The organism is Pseudomonas tolaasii NCPPB 2192 (genome assembly GCF_002813445.1).
GTDB lineage: Bacteria > Pseudomonadota > Gammaproteobacteria > Pseudomonadales > Pseudomonadaceae > Aquipseudomonas > Aquipseudomonas tolaasii.
The window spans coordinates 504,659-524,669 of sequence record NZ_PHHD01000001.1 but is presented as its reverse complement, the minus strand read 5'-3'; the positions used below and the strand labels follow the sequence as shown (position 1 = coordinate 524,669).

General features: G+C 56.5%; 17 protein-coding genes. 7 read left to right on the top strand and 10 right to left on the bottom strand.

The features are described from left to right. Nucleotides 1-13 precede the first annotated feature (13 nt). A complete protein-coding gene (locus ATI14_RS02460) occupies nt 14-688 on the bottom strand; it encodes a hypothetical protein (protein WP_080520252.1) in 675 nt (224 codons plus the stop codon). A gap of 145 nt (nt 689-833) precedes the next feature. Next, nucleotides 834-1,709 (bottom strand): helix-turn-helix transcriptional regulator, encoded by an 876-nt coding sequence (locus ATI14_RS02455; RefSeq protein ID WP_080520251.1) that lies wholly within the window; start codon nt 1,707-1,709, stop codon nt 834-836. Nucleotides 1,710-1,811: 102 nt separating this feature from the next. On the opposite strand from ATI14_RS02455, the gene ATI14_RS02450 reads away from it, so the two are divergent. The 6 genes from ATI14_RS02450 to ATI14_RS02425 all read left to right on the top strand — a co-directional run bounded on the left by ATI14_RS02450 (nt 1,812) and on the right by ATI14_RS02425 (nt 8,122). After that, nucleotides 1,812-2,087, top strand: a complete 276-nt coding sequence (locus ATI14_RS02450; protein ID WP_080520250.1) for a hypothetical protein — start codon at nt 1,812-1,814, stop codon at nt 2,085-2,087. A 74-nt stretch (nt 2,088-2,161) separates the two neighbouring features. Further along, the gene (locus ATI14_RS02445; protein ID WP_080520249.1) at nt 2,162-2,992 is read left to right on the top strand and encodes an HNH endonuclease; all 831 of its coding nucleotides are present in this window, start codon (nt 2,162-2,164) and stop codon (nt 2,990-2,992) included. 154 nt (nt 2,993-3,146) lie between these two features. Next, nucleotides 3,147-5,411 (top strand): McrB family protein, encoded by a 2,265-nt coding sequence (locus tag ATI14_RS02440; protein ID WP_080520248.1) that lies wholly within the window; start codon nt 3,147-3,149, stop codon nt 5,409-5,411. A 3-nt stretch (nt 5,412-5,414) separates the two neighbouring features. Continuing rightward, nucleotides 5,415-7,007, top strand: coding sequence for a nuclease domain-containing protein (locus tag ATI14_RS02435; RefSeq protein WP_080520247.1), 1,593 nt, complete (start codon nt 5,415-5,417; stop codon nt 7,005-7,007). A gap of 42 nt (nt 7,008-7,049) precedes the next feature. Continuing rightward, nucleotides 7,050-7,565 carry a hypothetical protein gene (locus tag ATI14_RS02430; RefSeq protein ID WP_231124349.1) on the top strand — a complete coding sequence of 172 codons (516 nt, stop codon included), beginning with the start codon at nt 7,050-7,052 and terminating at the stop codon, nt 7,563-7,565. Further along, nucleotides 7,562-8,122 (top strand): hypothetical protein, encoded by a 561-nt coding sequence (locus ATI14_RS02425; RefSeq protein ID WP_080520246.1) that lies wholly within the window; start codon nt 7,562-7,564, stop codon nt 8,120-8,122. Before ATI14_RS02430 ends, ATI14_RS02425 begins: the two co-directional genes overlap by 4 nt. Nucleotides 8,123-8,695: 573 nt before the next feature. On the opposite strand, the gene ATI14_RS02415 is transcribed toward ATI14_RS02425, so the two are convergent. Together ATI14_RS02415 and ATI14_RS02410 are read right to left on the bottom strand one after the other, a co-directional pair. Then, nucleotides 8,696-9,727 carry a helix-turn-helix transcriptional regulator gene (locus ATI14_RS02415; RefSeq protein WP_080520244.1) on the bottom strand — a complete coding sequence of 344 codons (1,032 nt, stop codon included), beginning with the start codon at nt 9,725-9,727 and terminating at the stop codon, nt 8,696-8,698. A 95-nt stretch (nt 9,728-9,822) separates the two neighbouring features. Beyond that, nucleotides 9,823-11,913, bottom strand: a complete 2,091-nt coding sequence (locus ATI14_RS02410) for an AAA family ATPase (protein ID WP_080520243.1) — start codon at nt 11,911-11,913, stop codon at nt 9,823-9,825. Nucleotides 11,914-12,070: 157 nt separating this feature from the next. Here ATI14_RS02410 and ATI14_RS31820 point away from each other — a divergent pair, with 157 nt between their 5' ends. Next, entirely contained in the window at nt 12,071-12,202 is a 132-nt protein-coding gene (locus tag ATI14_RS31820; RefSeq protein ID WP_257788443.1) for a hypothetical protein, read from the top strand. A gap of 12 nt (nt 12,203-12,214) precedes the next feature. On the opposite strand, the gene ATI14_RS02405 is transcribed toward ATI14_RS31820, so the two are convergent. From ATI14_RS02405 to ATI14_RS02380, 6 genes are all read right to left on the bottom strand, one after another. Next, nucleotides 12,215-12,865, bottom strand: a complete 651-nt coding sequence (locus ATI14_RS02405; RefSeq protein ID WP_080520242.1) for a HEPN domain-containing protein — start codon at nt 12,863-12,865, stop codon at nt 12,215-12,217. A gap of 122 nt (nt 12,866-12,987) precedes the next feature. After that, on the bottom strand, nt 12,988-13,326 hold the full coding sequence (locus ATI14_RS02400; RefSeq protein ID WP_080520241.1) for a YkvA family protein: 339 nt from the start codon (nt 13,324-13,326) through the stop codon (nt 12,988-12,990). Between the two features lie 82 nt (nt 13,327-13,408). After that, nucleotides 13,409-15,517 (bottom strand): dynamin family protein, encoded by a 2,109-nt coding sequence (locus tag ATI14_RS02395; RefSeq protein ID WP_080520240.1) that lies wholly within the window; start codon nt 15,515-15,517, stop codon nt 13,409-13,411. After that, nucleotides 15,514-17,751 (bottom strand): dynamin family protein, encoded by a 2,238-nt coding sequence (locus ATI14_RS02390; RefSeq protein WP_080520239.1) that lies wholly within the window; start codon nt 17,749-17,751, stop codon nt 15,514-15,516. Before ATI14_RS02390 ends, ATI14_RS02395 begins: the two co-directional genes overlap by 4 nt. Next, a complete protein-coding gene (locus ATI14_RS02385) occupies nt 17,748-19,505 on the bottom strand; it encodes a dynamin family protein (protein WP_080520238.1) in 1,758 nt (585 codons plus the stop codon). The genes ATI14_RS02390 and ATI14_RS02385 overlap by 4 nt, the downstream gene beginning before the upstream one ends. 71 nt (nt 19,506-19,576) lie before the next feature. Beyond that, nucleotides 19,577-19,999: a hypothetical protein gene (locus ATI14_RS02380; protein ID WP_058410007.1), complete on the bottom strand. Its 423-nt coding sequence runs from the start codon at nt 19,997-19,999 to the stop codon at nt 19,577-19,579. Nucleotides 20,000-20,011 lie beyond the last annotated feature (12 nt).

Below are 20,011 nucleotides of genomic sequence, written 5' to 3'. Positions count from 1 at the left end.
GATGGCGATGGGATTACGCTGCTTCACCGTTGCCGCGTTTGCTGGTGATCTTTACCGCTCGACCGAGCGCGAAGAGCACCATGTCGATGTTCACCACGAATCCAGGTTCGGCATCCTGACGCTCTTTGAAGTGCACGCAGAGCCAGCGTTTGTAGCGTTCGATGCAGGCGACATCCTTGTCCCAGTTGATCTTCTTGCGAATGGTCTTGACCTTGGAAAAGTTTGGGTCGTTGATCTGCTCATAGAGTTCGAAGGCTCGAAGCACGTGCTGATCGACAATGGATTCCGCGCGATCAGCCAGGTGCCGACCGAACTGTCTGAATACCTGGCCTGGGCCGTTAGTTAGCGATGTTGGTCTGACATCGGCTGCACCTTTGATGATGTGCGCCACCTTTTGCAGGTCGCCATTTTTCCAGACCAGGGCGTAGAGCAGCTTTTCCAGAGGAGTTTCCAGTTTGGCGCTGAGGTCCGCATGCAAGCGAAGATCGTTGCCAACCTTAGTCATGAGGGAACTGATGTCGTGGTCCGTCAACTTCAACTGCAATTCTGGGTACTTGTTGCGGTCCATCTGCCATTTTTCCAACAGGGGATCGGACGTCAGTATCTTTTGCAGGTCGGACAGTTTGTCGGCGTTCAGTATCTCGGTGAACGTAGTTTCCACCAGCTTCAGGGCTTCCAGATTATTCAATATCGCGTTCTCTCGTGGGGTCTGATACAGAGCTTGATTCACTCGTGCGACAGATCATGTCGCACTGCGTCAGGGCTCGGTATTTTTTGGAGTCGAGTGCCAGCGGCAAGGTTGTCGCGAACAGGGCAGTCGAAAGGGACCGGTATCAGTCATACAGCCAGGGTTTCAACTCCTTCAGGTTCTCCACCACGATCTGTTGCGCCTCTGGTTTCGGGTCCATGTTCTTTGGATCAATCTGATAGCGCTGCAACACATACTTGACCAACGCCTGGCGACAGGGAATCTGCAGTCGCCCATCGACCATCCCGAAATCCTCCTGGATTATCGCTTTTTGCATCACCGTCAGACGCTCATCGGGTTTGATGATGACGTTGACTTCGCTATTCCACTGGTCGTCGTCCGAGAAGCCATTCTCGGTCTCGCCGTCCATCAGTTCAGGAACCCCACGCAGTCGACTCAGTACAAAGTCTCGGTACTCGCGGTTTTTTTCGCAGTAAGCACGCACATGCCAGCGCATACCTGTGTAAACCAGCGTATGCGGCGCAATAGTTCGCCCTTCAGGCTCGGGACTGTTTAGTGAGACGTAGTCGATGTCCAGACGTAGATGCTCCCGGCAAGCCTTGAGCAGTGGTCGCAGTATCTCAGCCTTGATTGAGCGATCAGGCACCTCCAGTACTTTGGTGTGGGCGTAGGCTAACGCCAGCCCCTCAACGTGTGGCGCTCGAGCATTGTTCTGGTAAAGCAGGTGTAGGTAGGCGCTGGCGCTGTCATCGATGAACAGTGGCTTGAATTGTTTGCTCGGCACGTAACCCTTGATCTGTCGATCATATGTAAGGTTTTTAGGCGCATGCTCGGTGATGTAGGTGTTGATGTCCTTGGATGCTTGCTGACGGCTGATGCCGAAGCTCTGCGTCAAGTGCACCGTGGTCAGCCGGCCTTCCCACCACGCGACAGTTTCGATCAGTCGGTAGCGAAGGGCAAGGTCCCAACGGACCTGCGCGATGGTTTGCTTGCGTTTCATGTCGCCTCCATGTGAGTGAATACTTTACCTGTATAAGTCTACATTCTAGACGTGTCGTTTAACACTACATATCGTGACTCTGGCAAGTTTGGAGTTGACGACATGAGGGACATGTTTATGGATGGTTGGGATTGGACGGCGTCGGTAGCGATGCTGATGCTGTTGATGATCCTGCTGATGCTTTTGGTGCAGTATCTGCAGACTAACAAAGCCTGGAGATTGCTCGAGCATTGGCATGCGACCACGAAGGAGCGCCAGCAGCGGCTGAGCTGGCACACCGAAGAGAATCGCGAGTTGAAATCGGCGCTTCGGGCGGAGAAGGCTCATGTGGAGCAGTTGCAGCGCAAGGTGGAGATTCTGCAGGCTTTGCTGCCCTAGGTGTGAGGCACGAGGGCCTTGGTGCAAGGCCCCGTGATTTGGCTCCGATACGGTGTAGACATTAGGAGGAGTACATGCTCGATTCGCTGGAGATTTGCAGGCTTCTGGAAGGCAACGGTTACAGCAGGAAGTACGAAAGAGCCTATGCGCGGGGTTATGTGCACCCGGGGCTTGAGCATCCGCTATTCGTCAAGCATTACGCCACCGGCCGAAGCGTTGGGCGCCAGCCATTGGTGCTGCATCCGGCATACCGGAAATCGGCGCATTGGGCGCAAATCAAGGCGCTGACGCGGGGAGTACCCAATGAGACTTACAAAAGTACCAGCCTGGAAGCGTTTCCGTTTGCGCCGGGCTCGACCAGCAAAACCGGAATCGCAGTCAATGTGGCTAATGTAGACGACTTGCTCAGTTTGTTTGGCGTGCTTGGCGGTGAGTTGGTGAGCATCGAGAAGCAGGTGGAAGACGAAGTCAGCCTGATTGAGCTCTTCGAGCAATCACCTACTGGGCAGCAGATCGGTACGACTGAACGTGAGGCCATCATCCGAGCGCGAGTAGGACAAGGCGTCTATCGCCAGGCGCTGCTCGAACATTGGCAAGGTTGTGCTGTTAGTGGTTTTGCGCTCGCTTCCATGCTGCGCGCTTCACACATCAAACCATGGCGTGACGCCACGCATCTGGAGCGCCTCGATCCCTTTAACGGATTGCTTCTGACACCGAACCTGGATCAAGCCTTTGACCTGGGACTAATCAGCTTTACCGAAAAGGGCGATATTGTAATTGCGCAAGCCCTGACCACTGAACTGCACCTGGCGCTTGGTATTAACCCGCAATGCCGATTGCGTAGCCTTCATGACCGTCATTTGAGCTACTTGGCCTGGCATCGCGAGCACGTATTCTGCGGCTAGTGGCTCGTGTTAATCGTTTGCCTGAAAGGTGATGGGCCAGAAGCCAGTGTTACAGGCTGGATTCTCCTAGGAGGTGGTGTAACTCCGCATGCAAATATTTAGCAGATACGGTATTGGGCGCGGTCGCCCAACAAGACAATAAGGGGCATGACTGGTGGCGGTAGATCTGAAGGATAACGCAAATCTGAAGGCAGCCTGTGAGGCGGTATTGGCTCACAATCGTGAGCTGCCTTGGTATCAGAGCTGGCTGAAAAAGCTGTCGGAGTTCCTTCGTAAAGTACAAGACGCTGATCAGGAGGAGTTTTGTAGTACAGCGTTTCAAGAGCTGCTGTGGGAAAGTGAGGTCATTACAAAAACGGGTATGGGCACAGTCAATGTGTCAGAGGTGATCGCCGATCCTGGAGTCGCCAAATGCCTTTGGAGTATTCGGGCATCGCTCAAAGCTGGTGATGTTCACCTTCATGATCAGGTGCTCAAGGAAGGCTGGCGCGAGTTGAACCAACTAGTTGCTCCTCCCCTTGTGCGACGCAATCCGAGGCTTAAAAAGTATCGTCTTTTTGCAGCGTTGTGCCCAACTGAACTGACCACACTCGCTCACTACCCGAAGTTGCGTACTTTGGCTTCGTTGATAGGTGTGGGAGGCACGGAGCGTGAGCTTTCTCTGCATCGGAGTGTGCTTGAGCGCCTGGACGATGTTTTGGGTGAACGAGAAAAAGGACTATCAATACCGACGCTGGAGCGCATGACTCTGCCTTGGCTGCTCTACATGAAATTCGTAAGAGAGCAGGAAGCCGAGGCCACGGAAATCGCAGACCCCGCTACAGGTCAGGAGCGCTTGAATCCTTTACCAGCTGAGCGCCGACGTCGCGGCATGCTCGCCATCGGTGGTGGTATCGCGACCATCAGGGCGATTATTGAGTTCGCCAAAGAGGGATGCAAGCGAGAAGATTTGGTGGAGCACATGCGCTCGATCAACCCAAGTCACGCGACTTCGAGTATCCGAACACAACTCAATTCACTCATTGCCGAATGGGGTGTTCTGCGCGCTCAAGGCGACGAGATCCATCTGACGCCGCGAGGTGAGGGACTGCTGGAGACTGGCGAGCCTGATGAAGTCTCGGACTGGCTGCTGACCCGCGTTCTTGGGTTTGATCACATGCTCTATGCATTGCACAGCGGTCCAATGTCCGTCAGTGCGTTGAATGAAGCGTTGAGAAAGGTAAACACCGGATGGACCAGCGATCGGGCATTGACCAGTCTGACCTTTTGGCTGCGTGCCCTGCAATTGGTCGAAACCCGTGCAGACAAACTGCAGCACCTGACCGAGCTCGGTGAGGCCTGGGCAGCGCAAATCCACTGGGAGCCCCAATCACTTACTTCAGACCCTGGGGCTGTTTCAACCAGCGCGGTGCCATCCAGTGGCGAAGGTGTGCCGTTCGAGCGCCCTTCGCTGGAAACCATCCTGCGTAGTTTTCCCGAAGATATCGCCTTTCCGATCAGCCTGGTGGCTCGTCTTGATGCAGGACTCTGGAGTCATCCGCGCCGCCATTTTGCTGTCCTTACCGGGCTCAGTGGCGCCGGTAAAACGGTACTCGCTCGAGGTTATGCGCTGGCGTTGCACGAGGGGCAAAGCCAGCCATCAGAGGGACTGCTTACAGTCCCTGTCCAGCCTGGCTGGCATGATCCCTCTTGCCTGCTGGGTTACGTCAATCCATTGAATAGCGAGAGCTACGTACGCACGGCATTCGTCGATTTCCTGCTTAGGGCCAGTGCCGACTCCGAACGTCCATATACTGTTGTGCTGGACGAAATGAACCTGTCGCACCCGGAGCAATATCTGGCACCGCTGCTTTCGGCCATGGAGACAGGTGGCCACATTGAGCTCCATGCTCAGGATAATGACATCAGCGGCGTGCCGGCGACCATCACGTACCCGAGTAACCTGGTGATCATTGGTACCGTGAATATGGATGAAACGACACACGGCCTGAGCGACAAGGTGCTCGACCGGGCGGCAGTGATTGAGTTCTGGGAGATCGACGTTGAAGCGTTCCCCGGCTGGAAAACCAGTGCTTTGCCTGAGGCGAAAATTACCAAAGTCCGTGACACGCTCAAGGGGCTGGTCAAGGCCTTGCGCCCGGCACGCCTGCATTTCGGCTGGCGCACAATCCACGATGTCATTGGTTACATCGAGCAGGCCGGACGCGGCGGTGTGATTGATTTTGATGCGGCACTGGATCAAGCCATCTACGCCAAAGTCCTGCCCAAACTGCGCGGTGAAGACACACCTCGGGTTCAGGCTGCCTTCGCAGACTGCCGTACCTTGTTGCGGGATATGAAGCTGGAGGATTCGGCAACCAAAGTCGGCGAGTTGCTGGATGATTTGCGTTCTTTGGGTTCCGCCCGGTTCTGGCGCTGAAACATGGCGATTATCCGATGCGTTGACAAACAAGGCAGCATGTTTACCGTCAGCCCCGAAGCCTTGGCTTCGGGCTTCATGGAGCGCGGCACTTATTATTTCGAGATTGTCCCCGGGTCCCGCTTGTTTGTTGATGATGAACCGTTGGAAAGCTCGCGCCATGAGGCATTTGATGCATGGCGATGGGAGCCGGGTTTTTATGCGGGCAAAGTCGTCGCTGAGTTGATTGATACTGACGGCAAGGTTTTAGCGACCTACCACTTTGATGTGGCTCCGGATCAAAACAAGCTCGGCGAGACTTCGTTTGCCGCGATGTTCGACGAGCTCCTTGCCTTCGATATACGTTTGCTGATGGGCAACGAGTACGCCCGGTTGGAGGTGGGTCGGGAAGGTCTGACCAGCAACCCGCACCTGCAATATGCCCGACTGAAACGTTATGGCCCGGCGTTGTTGTCAGCGTTTACCGAAGTCTTGCGCAAGCCGCTGACACGGCTGCACCGAGAGCGAACATTACGGCCAGCGCATCAATTGCGTCGTATTGATCGCCAGACCCTGCGACGCGCCTTGCAAGACCCTGCGGCGACGGCGTTGCTCTATAACCTCGAACCGGCCAATACCAGCGGTGAGGTGTTGCACTTTGATGTGCCCACTGTGTTCGAGGACCTGGATAATCCGGCCAATCAGGCGTTGGCTGTTGTCCTTGGCGAAACCCTGCGACGCAGCCGATACGTCATTGCCGCCTTGCTAAAGATCATTGATGGAGAGGGCGATACGGGGGCTCGCTCCGCGTTGACTCCTCGGCTTGGACGGCGGATTGAGTTCCTCGAAGGCTTGCACAGTGACCTTCGTAGAATTCAACGCAGGGAGCCGTTCTGCTCTCTGCGCCAGCCTCGAATTTCCGCTGCCGGGCTCAACGCGGTTTCCGCTCATCCTGCTTACGCTCGGGCCTATCGTCATGGATGGTACGTGCTGCGCCCTGGTATTGACGGCAGTAGCGAGGGAGAGCGCTTATGGATCAGCCCGACATGGGAGATATACGAGCGTTGGTGCTACCTCCAGGTGGTGGCCATGATGAAGTCGATCTATCCCGACCTGCAGTGGCGTGATTTTTGGCCCGGTTCACGCGTGGACGTCGTACGTTGTGAAGGGAGGGGGGCTGAGACTCAGGTCGATGTCTGGCTACAGGTGTGCTGCCCGGCGTTCGACCAAAAAACCAGTCACGGTTTTTCCAGCATTTCTGGAGAGCGCCGTCCCGACATTGTCGTTACGGTGGAAAGCCCGGCGGGGAGCTCGTTCATTGTGATGGACGCCAAGTACCGAGTTGAGCGCAAGTGGGTACTGGAGGGCATGGTGTCGGCGCATTTGTACCGGGACTGCTTGCGCTGGAAGGGCCGCAAGCCGGATTTATCGATATTACTGGTGCCTCGCTCAGGAGGTGCGCCATTGTTGGAGACGATGACGTACCAGAAAGCCAATGGTGTTGGCGTCGCGGTGCTGAGCGTTGAACACAACGGATTGCAAACGGTGTTAAAACCCTTTGCAAGGGGCTGCACAGATTCAGAATCAGTGGAGCTTTTTATGGCTGCAACTCCTTAGCCACTGAACTGAAACTTACGTAACGCTCAAAAAGGAAGCGCAATGACAACAATAATTGCAAAGGCCCAAGCCGAGCTGGAGCTTGCACTAATGCAAGCCGAAAGTGATTCCATGGCCAGCAGCGATCTTTATATCTGGTTGCGCGAATGCGGTCTGTCGCCCGAAATCGCTGTACGAGTCAAAGAGCTGCTCAACGTGACTCAGCGCATCGGTAACAAGGTTGTTTCCATCGGCAAGCTGATCGTAATGAAGTTGCGCGACTTCATTACGGCGCATAAGAATCTGGCCATTGGCACCGTGTTGGGTGCTGCTATCGCTTCGCTGATCGCTGCGATTCCGTTGCTCGGTTCGATATTGGCGCCATTGGGGGCACTGCTTGGCGTGACGATCGCGGCCACCGGTCATCAACGCGATAAGCATCCGGACGGGAACGGCAGAGGGGTGAGCCTGGAGGAGCTTCCGCAGAACCTTATCGAAATGGCCCGGACGTACTTTGATCTGTTCATTGAGACGCTCCAGATCATCATGGCTGAATTTTCTTCGGCGAAAACATCATGAGTCGGCCATCGAAGATCAGCAAAAAGCAGCTGCTCAAGGTCATCGATGAGCTTGAGCGTGCCCCCCACGACCGTGTACGCATCCTGGGGGAGGTTGGCATCAGCACGCTCGGTATCGGCCTCGGTGCCGCCGCAGCTGGCACGGTGGCGAGTATCGCGGGTGCGACCAGTATTCCGGTCCTCACCGCCGCCGCCGGTTGGGTCGGTGTCACTGCCGTGGCGGCGACGCCACTTGGCTGGGCACTAGGCGCTGCGGCAGCCGGTGGTGTTCTGGCCTACGGCGTCTCGCGCTGGATTCGCGGCGGTGCGATGTCAGAGGGGCGCAAGCAGGAATTGTTGTTGGTCTACCAGGAGCGGTTGGCCGGGATGGAGGCCAAAGAGCGCATGGGGGCGGTCACGCTGTTGGACAAGTCCGGTTTTATTTCGTCACTTCGTGAGGTGATCGAGAAAGATGTCATCAGTGCCGATAAGGCGCTACGGCTGATCGAGGCGGTGGAAGGCGGAAAGTTGGCGTTGCCTGAGGCTTATCGATTGGTCAATGGGCTCTTGCTGGAGTAGTGCGCGCAGGGTGCAGTCCTCAGCAAAGCGCCGATGAGTCATCCGATCACGACACGTCTTGTCGCGCTTCGCCCTCATGCTCGCCTCATCAGCAGGACGAATGGTTTACACCGAACCGAACCGCTTGAGTCAGGCAACCATAAGGGACAGCAGCATGAAAAATCTGTTCGCAATTATTGGCGTCATCGTCGTTGTAAAAAAAGGCTACGAGTTCTTCCGTGAATACAACGAGATGAAACAGGAACTGGACAAACGCGCCGGTGATTCGGCCTGACGCCGTGCAGCGTCGACGATTTCATTTTTCTACGACTGACGGGTTATCTCCATGCCTTGGCCGCCCCATCCCTTCACATTCACCTGTCCCCAATGCCACTGGAAAAAAACAACGGTGCCGCCCAGCGATACGCTGCGTGAGGGGATCGACTGGTTTTCCATTTGCCCCTCATGCCGACACACTGCATTGGATGTACGGCCGGCTTCTCGGCTGGAAATTTTCAAGGCCAGGCTGGTGCGACCGTTTCGCTAGAACCCGCAAAGTGCATTGATCCGCCAGTCTGGAACCCTCCTGGCGAGTTACACCAGGCTCGCCTTGCCTTCCTCCTGTTCGTACGCTGCAGCCGCCCTCCGCAATGTGTCTCCCATTTGCTGGCGCAACTCCGGCGGTTCCCGCACGACCAACGAATCACCCAAAGACAAAATCCACCAGTGCAGCTGCCAGGTATTGTTGACGGTCGCCTGCACCTGAAAACCATCCGACAGCGCCTCTAGCACCATGTCCGTGCTCAAGGGCGTTTCACGAATCATCCTTGCCTGGTGTTCGCTCACCCAGGCCTTGAACCGGATCTTCTCCGGTTTGCCAAACTGCAAGGCGTCGGTGGCCAAGTAGGTTTGCAGTTCGAACGTCTCCAGCCCTTGGCACGGAGTTTCGAGTACCGTTACCGCGCGAAAGCGATGCACCGCGAACTGACGGACATCGGTATAGGGCGCAGCGGTGGCGATGAGATAGGTGATCAGCCCACGCTGGACAATCGCCAGGGGGTTGAGAGTCAGTTCACTGAGTTTGTCGGTGTGTGCCGAATAGTACTGACAATGGACTTGCTGTTCGCTGATCAGGGCGTGTTGCAGTGCTTCCAGCGTTTCTGCCTGGATTTCCGGCGCTCGAAGATTGAAATCCGGTCGAACGCTCGCCACTTTGTCGGGCCAGCGGGCAGCGGGGTTGCCGTCTTCGAGGCCTTTGAGTTTTTGCCGGGCATGTTCGAAACGCGGTTCCAGCACGCTCAACATGCTGCCCGGAAGGAGCGGGCGCACGGCATCTTCGACCAGCGCCAGACTTACGGCTTCAGTCAAGGTGATGCCCTGCAACTCGACGCTCACGCCCGGCTTCCAATACCAACCGAAGGGCGTTCCTCCATCGTTGCACTGCAACGGAAACACCAGGGACAGGTCACGCAGGTCGCGCTCGATGCTGCGGCGGCTGATGGAGTAGCCTGCGGTCGTCAGGCGGGTCAGCAACTCACTCACTGTGATACCAGGGGCGCGTTTGGGAAGCTGTTGCAACAACTCCCATTGACGACTCAACGCGGTATGGATCTTGGCTGATGGCAAGAGAAATCATCCTTGTAATATTGAAGCTGGCCTGTGGCTAGCGAATTTGCCGGGTTGTCTGCCTATCGGCGACAACCCGGCAACCTTTAGTCTGGTTAATGTATGAAACCGATTGGGCGCTGTTGCCCGGCGGATTTGAGTCGGCACTCGGCCAGCAACGCCCCCGCCAGCTCGTCGGCACTGGCGAATGGCTTGAAACGCCCTCGGCGCGCCACTGCCGCAAAGTCACCCGGGGTCAGATGCGCCTCACCTCGCAAGCGATTGGCTGCGCTGTGCTGCGGGTCTTTCAAGGCCAGCGCTTTCAAGTGTGCGGCAAACAACGCCAGGGCCTGGGCGGTGACCAGGTAACCGAAATGTACCTTCAGATCGAAGCGCCGCAAGGAAGCCTCGTCCAGGTCTCGGATCAGGTTGGTCGAGGCAATGAACAGCCCTTGATAGCTCTCCATTTGCGTGAGCATTTCATTGACCGCGGTCACCTCCCAGCTCTGCCGCGCCTTGCGTCGGTCCTGCAAAAAACTGTCAACCTCATCGAGCAGCAGCACTGCGTCTTCCTGATGCGCGCGCTCGAAGGCGCCCGCCAGATTCTGCTCCGTCATTCCGACATAGGGTGAAACCAGGTCGGAGACGCGCTTGACCATCAACGGCTTGCCCAACTCTTGCGCCAGCCATTGGCCAAAGGCAGTTTTACCGGTACCTGGCGGGCCGTAGAAGCACAGGCGTGCCTGGGGATGGACGCGCAGTCCGTCAACCAGACCGTCAAGAGCGTGGTCGGCGTTGATCCATTGCGGTGAGTAGAAGGTGGGCAAGCTGCTACCACCGTCTTGTTGCAGCTTCTCGAGGCCTTGTGCTTTCAGCGTGCCGTCGACGATGCAACGGATCGTCGTGTCCAGCGTCTTGCTGGCACGGTTTCCTACGCTGCGGCCTACTCGTACGGCTCGCTCCAGCACCGCCGGTGTCACCTGTTCATGGGCACTGAGATGCTCTATCAACTGATCACTCAACTTGCCCCCGCCACACTCACGCAGCATCTGCTTGCGCTGCGCCAAGGGCGGGTTGGGGATCTCGATCACCAGATCGAAGCGACGTATATGTGCAGCGTCGATAGCCTCAATGCTATTGCTCAACCAGAAACACGGCAGCGCATTCTCCTCCAGCATGCGATTGATCCAACCCTTCTGCGAGCGACTATGAGCGTCGGTGCTGGCGGTTTGAAAGATGTCTTCGATCTCATCCAGTACGAGCAGGGCCCGTTGCGAGCGCAGCACGCTATTGGCCGCGCGCAGGGAGCACAGACGCTGTTTTGCATGCACGGGGTCGCCATCGCTGTCCGTGCAGGCCACTTCATAAAGCGCGCTGCTCAGGCTCTTTGCGAGCAGTCGACTGAGCTGAGTCTTGCCGGTGCCTGGCGGACCATAAAGCAGAATGTTCACGCCTTGACGGCCCTGTGCCAAGGCTTTGGCCAAGTAGCGTTCGGCGATGTTCAGTGGCTGTTTGATGTGTCGGTAGTGCTCCAGGCTCAGGCTGCCTGGCGGACTCAGGCGGAAGGCATAAGCAAACAAATCCAGTGATGTGCCTTTGCTGAATCGCAGCAGGCCGGGAAGCTCCTGATTACTCACCGATAACATCGAACTCAGTGCTGTTGAGGCGCGGGAATTGCTCCCGACCTCCAGCAAGCCCGCCCGGATCAGGGGGCTATTACTCGCCAGGCAGGCCTCGACCTCGGGGAGTTGCAGGCCCAACAATACCGCGAGGACTTTCATGGCACGGTTGAATCCCACCATGCCCAACTGATCGGTAGCATCACAGAGCACCGGGTCGATATGCATCAGTACGCAGAAACCCAGTACCCGCAACTCTTCCTCTTCCAGTCCCAACAATGTCCCCAATGCCTCCAGATTGCTCCCCAGGCGATCCGGGTAAGGTGTATCCAGATTGCTTGCCTCGAAAGCGCGAGCGGCTCGACGCAGGGCCGACAAGGCTTGCGGTTGGCTGTACTCGTCTCGGTCTACCCATTTGGTCAGGCCAACCTCACGGGCCAGATCATCATCGTTGAACCCGTGTCGACTGATTAAATTCCGATGCCCCCCCAGGTCCAGCAGCAGTTGGAAACTCCACTTCAGCGAGAGTGCACAAGTGTCGGCAGCGCGACGGCTGTCGTGGGCGAAGGGGGTGAGTCGGGTACCCATGCTGAATCTCCTGATGCTGTGGAGGAGGCAGGATGGGATGAGGGCTGGTCAGAATGTGTCGTGGTAACAGTGGTCAGTGAGTGTTCAGGCTCGACACAATCTGTCGTGCCTGACTCTTAGTCTGGAATCCACAAAATGGACCAGAGAGGGATGAGCAATGCTGAAGAACGTGCTGGCAACAGTGGGTCTGGTCGTGGTGCTCAAAAAGAGCTTTGATCTGTACCAGAAGTACAAGCAAATGGAACGAGAGAGCGATATTTGGCGTAAGGCAGCCACTGGCGGGGATTGATTCACTTTCCACTCAAGCCTGCACGACCGGATAGCATGCGTCCCCCCAGAGCGTGTCGGGATTTTCCAGCATCAGATGGATGATTAACGGCACCAACTTGCCAAGCAGCTTCCCGCAATCGCGCAATTGTGGTCGGTTGATACTGCTATCCCAGGTCGCACCGCCGTGCATGATCTGATTGCGCAAGGTGTAGATGCGATTGAACAGCACCGCGAGTACATCGGCAGTATCGCGTTGTGCCAGAGCGGACTGTGCTCTGCGTCGGCCGTCGGCGAAACGTTCGCTCCATTGTTGCTCGGTGATCTTGCCATTCTGGTGATCCCAGAAGCTCTGAAAAACGTATGGGTTATCCAGCAGCACACGGATGCTTCCGGAAAACTCGGACCATACCAGCGTCTCTATCTGCCGCTCGCGATCTAGATCGCAAAGCTTGCGCAGAAAGGCACGGAAGGTTTCCTGTTCGGATAACCGATAGTTCTCGTCGATGTCAGTTGCGTAGGCGGCGTTGAAGGCAATCCACAGGAAAACGAAACGACCGTCGGGATCATCAGCTTGTTCGGCGCGTTGCAACCAGCTCAAGGACCGATGCACACGCAATGTCAGGTTGACGTGATGGTTGTCGCGTTCAAGTCGGTGGCGCGCCTTGAGGGTTTGGTAATCCATGAGATTGACTCTTCAGGAGAGATGGAATGGGGTGTGTCATGGTTTGTGGCCATGCCATGACGCTGACGGTTGCGCTGAAGCCTTACCCCAAGCGGGACCTGTAGTAAGGCTTCCCGGTCAGATCAGGAAAACCACTGCTTCAGTGTTTCCTTCGCCTTGGTCACGTGTTCTGCCTTGATATGAGTAGCGGTCGCTGCCAACGCTGCGCACAACACGCCGATGTCGTCGGTGTAGCCCACGATTGGCGTGATGTCGGGGATGACGTCGATCGGAGAGATGAAATAGCCGAGCGCACCATAAATGGTGGTTTTTGCCCAGGTGGGCGTGTCTGAGTCGGTTGCGGCGTAGTACATCTTCAGTGCGGGTTCTAGTGCCGCCTCGCCAGCGTATTTCGCATAGTTTTTAACTTTGTCCCAGAACGAGTCGTCTGAGTAATCCTTTTCAAATGCGTTGTCTGACATGGGTTTCTCTCTACGGTCATTGGTTTTGACGAGGGTTGTGTGATCAAGATGGACGGTGAAGTGGTTTTCGCCAAACCCGCCTCTATACCTCTGTTTCGGGCACTTCCGCAGTCAGCCGGACGGCATCGCTGAAGTCCTCGAACAGACGTCGTGACTCCTTGAGCCAGCGCTCCAATGGTGCTGTATCCAGTTTGCTGTCGAGTTTGTCGATGGGGCCGAGCATTCGCTCATAAACATCCTTGCCACCGATTTCCAGGCTGTCGAGTCGTAGTCCGTTGATGGCGGTTTTTTGTGTACGCATCGCGCTGATATCTGCCTGAATGGCATCGTCATACATCGAGAAAACTTCGCGCAGTCGCCCATCGAGGTGTTGCCGCGCATCACCTTGTAGGTTGATCCGGGAGAAATACTCCAGAAGTGGCACGTCTCGATAAGCCACTTCGTTGCGCAGGGTGGAGCTGTACGCACTGATCCCGACAACCACAATTCCCTCGGATTGCAGGATGTCCTGGACCTCATCCATGACGTACTCGATGTCGTCTTCGGACTTGAGGTCGGCCTTGGTCAGAACGACATAGACCGACCGCTGCTCGACGCCAATCTGTTGGATAAAGTCCAGGTCTGAGTCAGGCACCGTGCCGTTGGAGTCGAGGCCGATCAGCCAGATGATCGCGTCGGACTGCTGCGCAAACTGGATGGCAGTGCGTTTGTCACCCTGACTGTGTTCGGCCGCCGTCGCCGGTGGGTTGTAGCCGGGTGTGTCGATGAAGCAAATGTTGCTGAAGTAGTCAGGGTTCATCTGAACACCCACGCACATGAACGGCATCAGGCTCTTCAAGTCGAAACTGAACGAATTGATGAAGGCATGGGAGATGCTTTTGTAGAAGTCCACATCCAGTTTGATATGGCCACCGTTCGCGGAGTACCCGCGAATCATCCGTTCATCAGTCGCCAGCACGTAGCTGGGGATAGCGGTGACTGGCTGCATACCGACCGCCAGGCGCACCTCGGGGTCACGGATGAAACTGTTGATGAACTCGGACTTGCCGCTGCTGAAGCCACCGACAATGCCGACGATGGTGCGCTCATGAACGTCTGGAAAGCCTACGAGCAAGGCCAGTTCCTGCTGGATCGACTGCAACATTGTGAGGGCCTTGGCTTCGGCGGCCAGGGACGATTCATTGTCTGCGAACACCATGTAATCGTTCGCCAGCAATTCTCTGAAACGGGCCAGGCCAGCGCTTTCCCGAGGGCGAGCGGCGAGCAGCCGGGAGATGAGCTGGAAGCGCGTCCAGGTGTCCCCGTGGTGTTGATTCAACGCTTGAAATTCGTCCGCCAACTGAGCGTGCTGTTGTAGCTCATCTTCATGGATCTGTTGCAGTGTTTCGTGCGCCTTGATGCTGGCTTGCAGTTCCAGGCGAGTCTGTTCCAGTGTCTGCTCAAGAGCCTGACGTTGCGACTCGACGGTATTGCGTTCCTGTTCCAGTCGGGCATGTTGCATCGACAGACTGTCGAAGCGTTCGCGCGCCTGCTCCTGGTCGCGCTGATGCTGGTCGAGGGCCTCTTCCAGCGACTGCTGCACACCTTCGAGTGTCTGTCGGGTGCTGGTCAACTCGGCAGCGGTGTTGGCCTGGCGCTCGGTCAGTTGTCCATGTTCCGCTGTCAGGGTTTCAAGGCGCGCCAGGGTGTTCTGGTGCTCTTGGGTCAGCGTCTCATGACGTTCATCCGCCGCCTTGAGCGCTTCGGCACCGGCGTGCAATTCAAGTCGCGCTTGCTCGAGGTTTTGTTCGAGGACGTGGCGAGCGTCCTCAATGCTGTTACGTTCCTGCACCAGTTGCGCATGCCGCGTCGACAAGGTGTCGAAGCGCAGCCGCGCCGTCTGTTGAGCGTGCGTATGCTCAGTATTGGCCTGCTCCAGCGACTGCTGCACAGCGTGCAAGGCTTGCCGGGTGTCGGTCAGCTCGGCGGCGGTGCTGGCCTGGCGTTCGGTCAGTTGCCCATGGTCGGCAGTCAGCGTCTCAAGACGCGCCACTGCGCCCTGATATTCGCGGGTCAAGGCATAGTGCTGATCATCCGCAACCTTGAGAGTTTCGACCACACCGTCACGCAGCAGCTTGCGACGCCGGATGAACAACTGGCCGAGTTTATCCAGTTGGGTCATCAGCGCTGGAGGAAACAATTCAGTCTTCATGCCGCCTCCAGTTCCTTGGCCATGCGTTGCAGGCGGTCCAGGGTCAGAAGAGTATTTTCGACCTGTTCTTCCAGCTGTTCCATCCGCGCCTGCATATCCTGGAAAAATGCACTGCCGTAGGAGGGTGGAAGCTTTTCAGTCACGTCCTCCGCCAAATGACGGATTTGCTTTTTGGCCTGTCCCTTGAGGCCATCCAGAAGATGCCGGGCATTGTGCAGGAACTCTCGTGCCTCATCGTCCAGCAGGTAACTGCCAGTGCCTTTGAGTTTGCTCAGTTCCTGGCTGCTGAGTTCAAAAACGGGGAGCTTGAGGCGGGCAGCCAGACCTTGGTTGGTTCGGATGATCAACGCGGTGTCCAGGTCATCGCCAAGGTGACGCCTGGCGACCGCGGTCGATTCCTTGACTAGGTTGTCGCGAAACTTTTTAGTCAGGGCATCGCTTGTGCTTTTCAGGGTGCCTGTCAGACCTTCGGCAAACTCCTCCAGCTCGTTGCATACCTGGCGCCAGAACAACTTGAATACGGTGTAGTGGTGGGTTTCCTTGCCGCCACCCCAACCCCAGTTGGCAAATTTTGCCACGATGCTGTCGCGCACCACCTCTCTGGATTTCGACTCTTCACTAGCGGATGCACCGACCTCCTTAAGCGTGGAGCGATAAGCAGATTCAAGTTCCTTTGTGAGATCCTTTTTCAGATCCTCGCAAAACTCTTTTGCGCAATTGGTCAATACGTTATCGAGCTCGTAGGTGCCCACTACCATCAGGCTGTCCAGCTTGCGCCGCTGAGCCTTCAGGTCCTCAATATCGGCATTGCGGACTTCCTGATACTTGGCCTGGGTAAAGTTCAGCAAGTCGGCCCGGAACGCTTCCAGTGCCGAGGACTTGGCGCGAATGAGCTCCTCGCGCCGATCTTCGATAATGCGGTCCTTCTGCGCGCGGACACTGTCCAGCACCGCCCGCAGCGCTTCGGTGTTGGCCAGCAGGTCGAGATTGCCTCGGCAACGTTCGGCATGCTCTGGCGTAAAGAAGTCAGGGTAATTCGCTTGAAGGTTTTCCCACGCCTTCTGCTCGCCACTGTCCCAATCGTTCTGTTGGTCAAAACGAACCGAAAGGCTGTGGCACATGCCCGAGGTATGCAGGACCTTGCCGGCGCCTTTATCAATCAGATTGTCGAAAGTCGCACCGATCTCCGGATGCTGGACCTTCAAGCGTTGCAGGGTATCGACCATGTGCGCGCTGAGCGTCTGAGTGATCTTGTCCAGCGATCCCTGAAGCGTTGGCTGGCGGGTGTCGCTGCCATACAGCTGGTTGTCGACCTGGCTGGCGATCAACACCAGTTCCTGGACACCCTCTTTCTGAGTGATCCGGCTCATCATCTCGATGTCCTGCTCACTGAGGAACTGGCCGGCAGGGCTGACGATAAAGACCACATCGCAATTCTTGAGCAAGGCTGTCGTACGTTCTTCGCGGGACTGCACAGGGTCATTCAGGCCCGGGGTGTCAATGATGCGCACGTTACGCAACGAGTCCAGCGGCAGGAAGATATCGACGCTTTTGGTCAACGGCATGTAGTTGCCGCCGACGCCGACATAGTCCAGCAGCTTGTCGGCCAATGACTGAGCATCAGTTGCCTGCAGGCGGCCCAGGCTGTCGAGGGATCTGAAATCGACATTGGAGCTGCGAATGCTCTGCCACTGGTCATGGGCAGCCGCCAGCGCATGTTCCCCTTGCAGGGCTCGCCGGGCAGTTTTCTCGACGTCAGCATGGAACTGCGCGTCTTCTACGTGTCGGCCACTGCGCTGACGGCGCTGGCTCAGCGTTTCGTAGGCGCGAGACTTTTCTTCGCGAAGTCGTTGCTCGTAACGCAGGGCGTTTTGCTCGATATTTTCCCGATCAGCCGCGCTGTAGAACTGAACCTCGGCCCCGAAGGTGTCGCCATGGGTCAGGGTGGTCAGCGCAGCGGTCATCGGGGTGGCAGCCCTTGGCAGAATCGCATGACCGTCGAAGATCAGAGCGTTGAGCAATGAAGACTTGCCGGCTTTTACTCGACCCACGACGCCGATCTGCAGCAAACGATTCTCTTCGACTAATTGGCTGAAGGCTATGTCCAGGTCTTCGGTGCTGTCTATGGCGTGCTTGCGCAGCCATTGAGCGATGTCTTTTTCCAGCTCAGGGTTGTACTTTTCCATCCATTGATGGAGGCGTTGGTTTAGATCCAGGACGTGTTGTGCGTTCATTGCTGCGACTCGTAGAGGGCTTGTTTGGCGAGTTGTTGCAGTTGTTCTCTGGCGCGGGTCAGTAGCGCGATCTGATGCTCGGCCGCCTCGGCATCGTGATTGCGGCTGGCGACCAGTTCATCAATGAGCTTCTGTTTTTCACCGATTTCGCGCTCGAACTCCACGCTGACTTGAGTCACCAGCACTTCCATCTGTTCGGCGAGCAGGACCGGCAGTCGATCCCGCAACTCGCGTTTAACCGAAGGAATGATTTCATTGGTCACTTTCTGGCGGAGTTGGTCACGCTGACGCCCCTCATTAAGGAAGGACAGAATCTGCGGAAGAAAGATGATGGCCAGTTCGATCAGTGGATTGACTACGGACGTAGTGACTGCCAGCACGGTGGCCAGGCCTTGATAGCTCACTTTGGGTAGCGGGTTTCCGTCCTTCCAGCCACTTTCTTGTTTCAGTCTTTCCAGTTCGTTTGTATTGCGTGCGGCCAGCGATTTGCTCCAGTTGCCCAGGGCCTCTCCGGTTTTTTGCAGGGTGCGGTTGATCCTGTCGGTGATCTGGTCCAGCCAGTTGGGATCATTGCTGAACTGGCCCATGCTCTTGCCCAGGTCACCCACGGCTTGCGCAAAGTCGGTGACGACGGAGCGACTGAGAATGTCCATCTGCTCCTTAATGGTGCGGGTCATCGAGCTTCGGACCACTTCGGATACGATCCGCGAAAAAGCTTCCTGATTACCCGCCAGACCGGCGCTGACCAGTTCCGACTGTGCGTTATCAAGTTCACGGCCGACCGCGTTGAGGCAGCTGTCGACGGCGCGGTCCAGCTGCTTGTCGCGCAGGTCTTCAAGAATGCCGTCGCGCTTGCGCTCGATCTGCCGAATACCATTGGCCAGCTCGCTCAGGGCATGTTGATTTTCGGCCTGGTTCTTTTTCAGCGAGGTCAGCGCAAGGTTGATCTGGTTAAGCAGTGAATGGGTCAGATCTTTCAATCGATCTTCAAACACCTGGCGAACGATTTGTTCGGGTTGCAGGCGCGCAAGCACTTCGGCCAGTTGGATATCTCCGTCGAGTCCTACCTTGATCAGGGGGCGCGTGTCGACAAAGTTGATCCGGATCTGCTCGTCGATCAGTTCCGCGACTTCTTGCACTTGCTCGTCCGAGCGCAGGTTGACCTTGTTCAGCAGGAAGGTGAAATCACGCCCGTAAGTCTGCAGGTCATCCAGTTGACGCAACATCGACTGAGTGATGTTGCCGTCTTCCACGCTGGTCACCACGATGAAGTGCACGCCGCGGGGCAGGTAGTACGCGATTGCTTTGTTGTGGTTGGCCAATGAGGAGCCGAACCCGGGCATGTCAACCAGCACCAGTGAGGGCGAGGCTTTGAGTCGCGGGTTATCCAGGTACAACTGAAGGTGGGTGAATTCGTTGGCGCGAGTCTTGATACCGGCAAGAGCGCTGACGCCCAGGCGCTCACTGCTACCATCCAGGCGAATGGCCAGGAGATGCGGGTCATTGCTGTAGCGCAACTCAGTGGCCAACTCGGTTTCGGGCGTCAGGCCTATACCCAGGACGTTTTCGCCAAGGAAAGCGTTCAGCAAGCTGCTCTTGCCAGCGCTGAACGCACCAATGACGGGGACGAGCAGTTCGGTATGTTCGATATCGTTCTGCAGCTGCGTCACTTCATCGGGCTGGATCGAGGTTTCTACAATGAGCGGCAGGATAGATTTCAGATAGTTGAGGTAGGTACTTTGGGTTTTCAACATGATCAGTACGAATCCTTGCGTATATCAAAAAAGTTTATGGGCATCGTTGTGGGTGAGGGGCTCCAGTCGTTTCACAACTTGAGCTCCCTCCATTCATAGCCGTTGTATTTCTCCCAGACTGCGCCGTTCTCAAAGTGCAGGTACACCCGCCACTCATCCGGATTGACCTGGATTTCTCCACCAATACGGGCGCAGTTACCGAACTCTGAGCGTAGAAAGCTCTCCAGTTGCTGATAAAACGCATCGGGCAACCTGGAGCTGCCGGAGACGTAGCAAGACGATCCATTGGCAAAAAGGCTGCAGGGTTGAACGCTTGACCATAGCGTCGCCGTTGCCTGGTCTGGATGTTTCTTGCTCCAGTCCAGAGCGAACCTGTGAAGCAGGACATGCCAGTTTCCGTCGGCGTACTCACCTTCAATCCCCCACATGTCGATGGCCAGGAACAAAGTGGGCTGCTTCGAGCGTTTCTGCGACGGATAGAAGGACTCATGCATGGGAATATCTCT

What these genes read in the sequence shown, in the direction of transcription:
- ATI14_RS02455 (WP_080520251.1), bottom strand. Translation starts at nt 1,709, where the DNA reads ATGAAACGCAAGCAAACCATCGCGCAGGTCCGTTGGGACCTTGCCCTT.
- ATI14_RS02450 (WP_080520250.1), top strand. Translation starts at nt 1,812, where the DNA reads ATGAGGGACATGTTTATGGATGGTTGGGATTGGACGGCGTCGGTAGCG.
- ATI14_RS02445 (WP_080520249.1), top strand. Translation starts at nt 2,162, where the DNA reads ATGCTCGATTCGCTGGAGATTTGCAGGCTTCTGGAAGGCAACGGTTAC.
- ATI14_RS02435 (WP_080520247.1), top strand. Translation starts at nt 5,415, where the DNA reads ATGGCGATTATCCGATGCGTTGACAAACAAGGCAGCATGTTTACCGTC.
- ATI14_RS02430 (WP_231124349.1), top strand. Translation starts at nt 7,050, where the DNA reads ATGACAACAATAATTGCAAAGGCCCAAGCCGAGCTGGAGCTTGCACTA.
- ATI14_RS02425 (WP_080520246.1), top strand. Translation starts at nt 7,562, where the DNA reads ATGAGTCGGCCATCGAAGATCAGCAAAAAGCAGCTGCTCAAGGTCATC.
- ATI14_RS02410 (WP_080520243.1), bottom strand. Translation starts at nt 11,913, where the DNA reads ATGGGTACCCGACTCACCCCCTTCGCCCACGACAGCCGTCGCGCTGCC.
- ATI14_RS31820 (WP_257788443.1), top strand. Translation starts at nt 12,071, where the DNA reads ATGCTGAAGAACGTGCTGGCAACAGTGGGTCTGGTCGTGGTGCTCAAA.
- ATI14_RS02405 (WP_080520242.1), bottom strand. Translation starts at nt 12,865, where the DNA reads ATGGATTACCAAACCCTCAAGGCGCGCCACCGACTTGAACGCGACAAC.
- ATI14_RS02400 (WP_080520241.1), bottom strand. Translation starts at nt 13,326, where the DNA reads ATGTCAGACAACGCATTTGAAAAGGATTACTCAGACGACTCGTTCTGG.
- ATI14_RS02395 (WP_080520240.1), bottom strand. Translation starts at nt 15,517, where the DNA reads ATGAAGACTGAATTGTTTCCTCCAGCGCTGATGACCCAACTGGATAAA.
- ATI14_RS02390 (WP_080520239.1), bottom strand. Translation starts at nt 17,751, where the DNA reads ATGAACGCACAACACGTCCTGGATCTAAACCAACGCCTCCATCAATGG.
- ATI14_RS02385 (WP_080520238.1), bottom strand. Translation starts at nt 19,505, where the DNA reads ATGTTGAAAACCCAAAGTACCTACCTCAACTATCTGAAATCTATCCTG.
- ATI14_RS02380 (WP_058410007.1), bottom strand. Translation starts at nt 19,999, where the DNA reads ATGCATGAGTCCTTCTATCCGTCGCAGAAACGCTCGAAGCAGCCCACT.